At 70.9% G+C, this 8,085-nt stretch carries 6 protein-coding genes; 5 read left to right on the top strand and 1 reads right to left on the bottom strand.

What is annotated here, in order from left to right:
• Positions 1 to 146 precede the first annotated feature (146 nt).
• Positions 147 to 356, bottom strand: a complete 210-nt coding sequence (locus FB453_RS04910; RefSeq protein ID WP_030486383.1) for a PspC domain-containing protein — start codon at positions 354 to 356, stop codon at positions 147 to 149.
• A 392-nt stretch (positions 357 to 748) separates the two neighbouring features.
• Here FB453_RS04910 and FB453_RS04905 point away from each other — a divergent pair, with 392 nt between their 5' ends.
• The 5 genes from FB453_RS04905 (at position 749) to FB453_RS04885 (ending at position 8,048) form a co-directional block, all read left to right on the top strand.
• Positions 749 to 2,119, top strand: a complete 1,371-nt coding sequence (locus FB453_RS04905) for an L-serine ammonia-lyase (RefSeq protein ID WP_112603973.1) — start codon at positions 749 to 751, stop codon at positions 2,117 to 2,119.
• Between the two features lie 71 nt (positions 2,120 to 2,190).
• Positions 2,191 to 3,018, top strand: a complete 828-nt coding sequence (locus FB453_RS04900; RefSeq protein ID WP_091395221.1) for an ABC transporter permease — start codon at positions 2,191 to 2,193, stop codon at positions 3,016 to 3,018.
• 1 nt (position 3,019) lies between these two features.
• The gene (locus FB453_RS04895) at positions 3,020 to 3,766 is read left to right on the top strand and encodes an ABC transporter ATP-binding protein (RefSeq protein WP_112581808.1); all 747 of its coding nucleotides are present in this window, start codon (positions 3,020 to 3,022) and stop codon (positions 3,764 to 3,766) included.
• Positions 3,763 to 5,823 carry a CDP-alcohol phosphatidyltransferase family protein gene (locus FB453_RS04890; RefSeq protein ID WP_145787786.1) on the top strand — a complete coding sequence of 687 codons (2,061 nt, stop codon included), beginning with the start codon at positions 3,763 to 3,765 and terminating at the stop codon, positions 5,821 to 5,823. Before FB453_RS04895 ends, FB453_RS04890 begins: the two co-directional genes overlap by 4 nt.
• 14 nt (positions 5,824 to 5,837) lie before the next feature.
• Positions 5,838 to 8,048, top strand: coding sequence for a bifunctional glycosyltransferase family 2 protein/CDP-glycerol:glycerophosphate glycerophosphotransferase (locus FB453_RS04885; protein WP_145787784.1), 2,211 nt, complete (start codon positions 5,838 to 5,840; stop codon positions 8,046 to 8,048).
• Positions 8,049 to 8,085: the final 37 nt, after the last annotated feature.

Raw genomic sequence — 8,085 nt, 5'->3', positions numbered from 1 at the left:
CCTACATCAGCCTCACCCGAGCAGCCTGATCAACAACACCTGACACATCTATCGGGACTTCCCCTTGACACATGTCTCGGGACAGCACAGTCAGCGCGTGACGGAAACTGTCGAAGATCTGCTTACGTGGGGTGTGCGGGGCGAGATTAGTGGCCGGTGGACGCCAGGTAGCGGTCCTCGTTCGGCATCAGCACCCACAGGATCAGGTAGACGATCACCTGCGTGCCGGGCAGCAGCAGCGACAGCAGGAACAGCAGCCGGACCATTCCGGCCGACATGCCGAACCGCCGTCCGAGGCCGGCGCAGACACCGGCGATCATGCGCCCCTCGCGGGGCCGGACCAGTTTGCGACTCATCGTCGTACTCCCACTCTGCGGCGGTGCGCCGCGTCTGCAATCCACGGTAGAAAGGGATGGCCACCTCGCCCTCGGTCCCGAGGAGGAGCGGCAACCCGTGGACCCGTAGGTGCTTTACCCGGGCAACCCCCCGCTGACGCCTCCCCGCCTGCCCGCCGTCCGCCGCAGCCGGCCTGGGGGGAGGCGTGCGCCGGGCGGGAGAGACGGTGGTCGGGTGTTCACGTCCCGGACCGGGTGGGCGGTGAGCTGGGCGGGTAGGCTGATTGATCGGCCTTCCACACCCCGGAGGGCCGGCACCCCATACCCCGGACGGTCATGAGCGGGGCCGCCAGACCGGCGGTCACGACCCGTCCGGGTCCCGTACGCCGGGACGACGGCGAGGAAGCGCAGCCATGATCAGTGTTTTCGACCTCTTCAGCGTCGGTATCGGGCCGTCCAGCTCACACACTGTGGGGCCGATGCGGGCCGCGCGGACGTTCGTTGGCGGGCTGAAGGCCGACGGGCTGCTCAGCGACACGGCGCGGGTGCAGGCCGAGCTGTTCGGCTCGCTGGGTGCCACGGGGCACGGGCACGGCAGCGGTCCGGCGGTGCTGCTCGGGTTGGCCGGCGAGTCGCCGGAGACTGTCGACACGGACACCGTCGGTCCTCGGGTCGAGCGGATCCGGGCCGAGCGGCGGCTCAACATCCTCGACGCGCACGAGATCGACTTTGACCCGGATCGGGACCTGACGCTGCACCGCCGCCGGTCGTTGCCGTACCACCCGAACGGGATGACCTTCGTGGCGTACGACGGGGCCGGCGCCGAGCTGCGCAGCCGCACCTACTACTCCGTCGGTGGCGGGTTCGTGGTGGACGAGGCGGCGGCCGGGGCGGACCGGATCAAGCCGGACAGCACTGTGGTGCGGTACCCCTTCCTGACCGGGGCGCAGCTGCTCGACGTCACCACCCGCACCGGGCTGTCGATCAGCGAGGTGATGCTGGCCAACGAGCGTTCCTGGCGCAGCGAGGCGGACATCCGGGCCGGTCTGCTGGAGATCTGGCGGGTGATGCAGGAGTGCGTGCAGCGCGGTTGCGAGCGGGACGGCGTACTCCCTGGGGGGTTGAAGGTCCGGCGGCGCGCGGCGGAGCTGCGGCGCGGCCTGGAGGCGGAGGCCGGGACGGCCGACCCGCTGCACGCGATGGACTGGGTGACGCTGTTCGCGCTCGCGGTGAACGAGGAGAACGCCGCGGGCGGCCGGGTGGTCACCGCGCCGACCAACGGCGCGGCCGGGATCATTCCGGCGGTGCTGCACTACTACACCCGGTTCGTGCCGGACGCCGATGACGAGGGTGTGGTGCGGTTCCTGCTGACGGCGGGCGCGATCGGTGTGCTGTTCAAGGAGAACGCCTCGATCTCGGGTGCCGAGGTGGGCTGCCAGGGTGAGGTCGGTTCGGCGTGCTCGATGGCGGCGGCGGGGCTGGCCGAGGCACTCGGTGGCACCCCTGAGCAGGTGGAGAACGCGGCCGAGATCGGGATGGAGCACAACCTCGGGTTGACCTGTGACCCGGTGGGTGGCCTGGTGCAGATCCCCTGCATCGAGCGGAACGCGGTGGCTAGCATCAAGGCGATCACGGCCGCCCGGCTGGCGCTGCGCGGCGACGGGGTGCACAAGGTGTCGCTGGACAAGGTCATCAAGACCATGCGGGAGACGGGCGCCGACATGAAGGTCAAGTACAAGGAGACGGCGCGCGGCGGTCTGGCCGTCAACGTGATCGAGTGTTGAGTCCGGTCGATTCGGGGCAATCGTTCACCGACTGCTAACCTGTCGTCCGTTTCAGGAGGCGGGAGGCTGCGGTGACCTCTGGCGTCGCGGCGTTGTGGTCGCACCGCAACTCGCTGCGCATCCTGGTCAGGCGGGATCTCGCGGTCAAGTACCAGCAGTCCGTGCTGGGCTACTTCTGGTCGTTGATCGAGCCGCTCGGCATGGGCGCCATCTACTGGTTCGTCTTCGGGGTGCTCTACTCCCGGGACACCGGTCGGCACCTCGGTGAGGCGGCCGGGTCGTACCCGTTGTTCCTGATCACCGGCATCTTCGCCTGGATGTGGACCAGTTCGGCGCTGAGCGAGGCGACGAACGCTCTGACCGGCCAGTCCCGGCTGATCACCACGATGAACGTGCCGCGTCAGGTCTTTCCGATCGGCCGGGTCACCGGCCGGTTCGCCGAGTACGCGGCCGGCCTGCCGATCCTGATCGCCATCGCGGTGATCTACGCGGTGCACGGTCGGATCCACCCCGGTTGGTCGCTGCTCTCCCTGCCGCTGGCGGTGGCCGTCCAGGCCGTCCTGTTGACCGGGCTCGCCCTGCTGCTGTCCGCGTGGAACGTGCTGATGCGCGACGTGGAACGGCTGATGCGGCTGATCATCCGGGTGCTCTTCTACGCCACGCCGATCATCTATCCGCTCAGCCTGGTCCGGGAGTCCGGGCTGCCCGGCTGGTTGAAGGTGGTGTACGAGCTGAACCCGCTGGTCGGGATCTTCCAGCTCCACCACGCGATCTGGTATCCGGACGAGTTCCCGGACGCCCGGCTGCTCGCCACCACGATCGTCGGCAGCGTGCTGGTGCTGGCCGCCGGTTGGTGGTCGTTCCGCCGGTTGGAGCCCGCCGTGCTCAAGGAGCTCTGAGGTGGCGGCGCCGATCATCGAGGCCGACGGCCTGGGCATTCGGTTCGTCCGCAATCGTCGCCGCCAGCTGCGGCTGCGCGAGTTGTTCATCCACCGGGGCGCCCGCGGCGCGTTGCCTGGCCAGTTCTGGCCGTTGCGGGACGTGTCGTTCACCGTGCAGCCCGGCGAGACCGTCGGGGTGATCGGGCGCAACGGCACCGGCAAGAGCACACTGCTGCGGCTGATCGCCGGGGTGCTCATACCGGACGAGGGCAGCATCCGGGTGCACGGCGCTGTGGCGCCGTTGCTGGAATTGTCCGCCGGTTTCTCCAACGACCTGACCGGGCGGGAGAACCTGCACCTGGTCGGTGGGCTGCACGGACTGTCGACGAGCTACCTGAAGCGGCACTTCGACGAGATCGTCGAGTTCGCCGGTGAGCAGGTGGAACGGGCCATCGACACGTCGGTGCGGCACTACTCGTCGGGGATGAAGGTGCGGCTGGGCTTCGCGATCATCTCGCACCTGCCGCACCCGATCCTGCTGATGGACGAGGTGACAGCGGTCGGGGACGCGGAGTTCCGCAAGAAGTGTTACGCGACTATTGATCGTCTGCTCGGGGAGGGGCGCACGCTGGTGCTGGTGTCACACAACGAAAAGGACCTGACCCGGTTCTGCCGTCGGGGGTTGTACCTCGACGCGGGCCGGTTGACGCTCGACGGCACCATCGCCGAGGCGCTCGACGCGTACCACGCCGCGGTCCCGCGGTGACGCTCGCGATCGTGCTCGCCGCCGGGACGCCCGCGGCGGGCCTGACCACTGCGACCGGTGAGCCGCTGGCCGACCGGTTGGCCGCCCAGTTGCGCCTGGCCGGGGCGGACGAGGTGCGCTTCGCCGCCAACCTCGACGAGCTGTCCGACCTGGTCACCACCGCGACCGCCCCGGTGTTGATCACCGGCACGGACCTGGTCGCGCACACCGCCGTACTGCGGCACCTGGCCACCAGCCCGGTGGGCCCCACAGTGGCGCTGGTCCTCGGCGACCCGCCGGTGCCCGGTCGGACCGCAGTGCGGGAGGAACGCGGCCAGGTGGTCGACGCCGGCGCGTTGGACTCCCTCGACGGGGCCGCCACCGGCGTGTTCGGCGGCGCACTGCGGGTCGGCGTGGACGACCTGCCGACCCTCGCGGCCGCCGCCCGGGCCGCCGCGTCCGGGATGCTCCCCGTCGCCGCCCCGATCGGCCCGGTCGGCGACGTGGCGCCGCTGCCGGCGACCGGCGGAGCCGGGTCCGGAGGGTCGGTCGCGGCCGGTGGCCCCGGGTCCGCCGTGGACCGGCTCTTCGCGGGTCTCGCGGCGCTCGGCACCCTGATCTTCGCCCAGCGGGTACGCCTGCTCGTCGCCCACCGGGTCGAGGACCAGGCCGGGCTGACCGCTGCCGAGGCGGCGGTGACCGCCGTCGACGAGGACCGGGCCGAGCTGCGGCTGTCGGTGAAGGAGAAGGACGACTTCTTCTCCACCTACTTCGTCAGCACCTGGTCGCCGTACGTGGTCCGGCTCTCGGCTCGGCTCCGGCTCACCCCGACCGGGGTGACGGCGATATCGGTGCTCTTCGCGTTGGCCGCGGCGGTGCTGTTCGGAGTCGGTGGGCGGCCCGCGCTGGTCGGTGGCGCGGTGCTGCTCTACCTGGGCTTCGTGCTGGACTGCGTGGACGGCCAACTGGCCCGCTACACCCGGCACTTCAGCGCCTGGGGTGGCTGGCTGGACACGATGGCGGACCGGGCCAAGGAATACCTGGTCTACGCCGGGCTGGGCTTCGGGGTGAGCCACGCCGGGCTGGGCAACGGGTGGGCGCTCGCGATCGCCGCGATGACGTTGCAGACCGTCCGGCACATGACCGACACCTGGTACGGGGTGCTGCACGACGAGGCGGCCCGTCGCCCGCGTACGGCGACGAACGCCAGCGGCGGGATCGGTGACCGGCTCAACGCGGCGTCGACCCGGGTGCAGGCGGACACCGGGTCGGTGTCGTACTGGCTGAAGCGGACAGTGGTCTTCCCGATCGGTGAGCGGTGGGCGCTGATCGCGCTGACAGTGGCGCTGTTCAACCCGCTGGTCAGCCTGATCGCCGTGCTGGTCTGGGGGGTGCTGGCGTTCGCGTACACCGGGGCGCTGCGGACGCTGCGGGCCCGCTGGATGTGGGTGCCGGTGCTGGACACTGTCGACGCCACCCTGCACCGCGACGACGGACCGCTGGCCCGCTGGTTGCCGGTGGTCCGCCCGATGGGGCCGCTGACCCTGGCGGTGATCGCCGCGCTCGGCCCGGCGGCGCTGCTGGTCGGGGCGCTGCTGAGCGACGCGCCCGAGGGGCTGCGCTGGGCGGTGCCGGTGGCGCTGCTGGTGCTGCTGGTCGGCGGCCTGGGTGCCGGGGCGGCGCACAACGGTCCGCTGGACTGGCTGGTGCCCGCGGCGTTGCGGGCCGCCGAGTATCTGTTCGCCATCGCGGTCGGGGTGGTCGGTGCGGCGCCCGGTTGGCTGATCTTCGGGTACGTCTTCGTGCTAACCGTGCACCACTACGACCTGACCGCCCGGCTGGAGAAGCGACAGGTGGCACCGCCCCTGCACGCGGCGACGCTGGGCTGGGAGGGGCGCTCGGTGCTGCTGGCCCTCGCGGCGATCGCCGGTATTGCGGGTATCGGACTGGCTACACTCGGTGCGTACCTTCTCGTGGTTTTCGTGGTGAGCGTCGTCCTGGCCTGGTTCGTGCGACCGGCCCGTAGCGCGCGGGCGTCGGTGGCGCCGGCGGGCGCTGGAGGTGCCGCGCCGCGCTGACGGAGGGCGGCCGGATGACTCTGATCAGCTTCGTGGTGCCGGCCTTCCGGGTGCAGGGATACCTGCGTGAATGCCTGGACTCCATCCTCGGTCAGCCGGAGACGGACATCGAGGTGATCGCCGTCGACGACTGCTCGCCGGACGCCAGCGGCGACATCATCGACGAGTACGCGGCCCGCGACCAGCGGGTCCACTCGGTCCGGCTGTCGGAGAACGTCGGCCTCGGTCCGGCCCGGAACATCGGGCTGGACCGGGCCGTCGGCGAGTACGTGTGGTTCCTCGACGGCGACGACTGGCTGGCTCCGGAGTGCCTGACCGAGGTCGCCGAACGGTTGCGGGTCACCCACCCGGACGTCCTGCTGGTCGACCACGTCCGCACCCACTGGAACGACACCGCCACCCGCAGCGCGATGGCCGAGGTGTTTCCGGAGTCGCCGGGTCCGGGGACCTTCCGCCTGCGGGACCGGCCGCAGGCGATGCACCTGCTGCACACCGCGTGGAACCGGCTGGTCCGTCGGGAGTTCCTCGCCGACCTGGGGCTGCGCTTCGCGCCCGGCTGGTACGAGGACGTCTCGTTCAGCTACCCGGTGCTGATGGCCGCGCACCGGATCGGCGTACTCGACCGGGTCTGCGTCAACTACCGCCAACGCCGCGCCGGTGCGATCACCCGGACCCGCGGTGACCGGCACTTCGAGGTCTTCCCGCAGTGGCACCGGGTCTTCCACCTGATGGATTCGTGGGGGTCGGCGACGGAGGCCCTGCGGCCGGCGGTCTTCGAGCGGATGATCTGGCACTACCTGACGGTGCTCGGCAACGGTCAGCGGATCGCGCCGGAGCTGCGGGAGGCGTTCTTCGCGCAGATCACCGCCGACTACGAGCGCTGGCTGCCGGCCGGCGGCTATCCGGTGCCGGACGGGGTCGAGGGAATCAAGCACAAGCTGGTCGCGTCCGGCCGGTGGCGCACCTTCAGCGCGTTGCGTGCCGCGAGCCGGGTCCGCGACGCCGCCCGCCGGCGGGCCCGCACCGCGCGGCGCACTGTCGGCCCTGTCGCCCGGCGCGGTGCCCGGCTGACCCGGGACGGGCTGCTGCGCGAGTACTACCGGGCCGAGTTGCGGCGGCCGGTCGACCCGACGCTCGCGGTGTATGCGGCGTACTGGTACCGGGGTTACTCCTGCAACCCGGCGGCCATCTACGAGGTTGCCCGCCGGTTGGCGCCAGGGGTGCGCGGGGTGTGGGTGGTGCGCCGGGACCGGGTGGACACCGTGCCGGCCGGAGTGGAGTACGTGGTGGCCGGCACGCCCGCGTACTACCGGGTGCTCGCCCGCGCCCGGTGGCTGATCAACAACGTCAACTTTCCCGACTTCGTCCGCAAGCGACCGGCACAGGTGCACGTGCAGACCCACCACGGCACGCCGGTCAAGGTGATGGGGCTGGATCAGCAGCGCTACCCGATCGGCGCGGGCCGGATGGACTTCGCCGGGCTGCTGCGCCGGGTGGACCGCTGGGACTACAGCGTCAGCGCCAACAGCTTCTCCACCCAGATGTGGGACCGGGCGTACCCGGCCACGTACACCACGCTGGAGGTCGGGTACCCGCGTAACGACCGCCTGGTCACCGCCAGCCCGGACGAGGTGCGCCGGCTCCGCGCGGAGTTCGGCCTCGACCCCGACGAGCAGGTCGTCCTGTACGCCCCGACGCACCGCGAGCACCTGCCCGGCTACCGGCCGCCGTTCGACCCGGACCGGTTCGTCCAGGCGCTGGGTGACTCGGGCCGGTTGCTGATGCGCAGCCACTACTTCCACGACCGTGATCGACGCCCCGGCCAGCCGAGGGACTGGGAGCGGGTTCGTGACGTCAGCGGCCATCAACGGGTCGAGGATCTCTACCTGGTGGCGGATGTGCTGGTCACCGATTACTCGTCGGCCATGTTCGACTATGCGGTGTTGGACCGGCCGATCGTGCTCTACACCCCGGACTGGGAGGCGTACCGGCTGGCCCGGGGGGTCTACTTCGACGTCACCGCCGAACCGCCGGGCGCGGTAGCCTCCACTTTCGCCGATCTGCTCGACCTGTTCCGTACCCACGGGGTGCGCTCGGACGCGGCGACCAAGGCCCGCGAGCATTTCCGGGCCCGGTTCTGCACATTGGACGACGGGCGGGCGGCGGAGCGGGTGGTGCGGCAGGTGTTCCTCGGGGAGCCGGGCGAGCGATCCACGCGCTGCTGATCGCGGTTTCTGTCGTGTAATAGCAGTGTCATCGATC

The organism is Micromonospora sp. CNZ322, from assembly GCF_007827755.1.
Note: the sequence above shows the minus strand (reverse complement) of the source record. Positions and strands in the feature narration are given on the sequence as shown.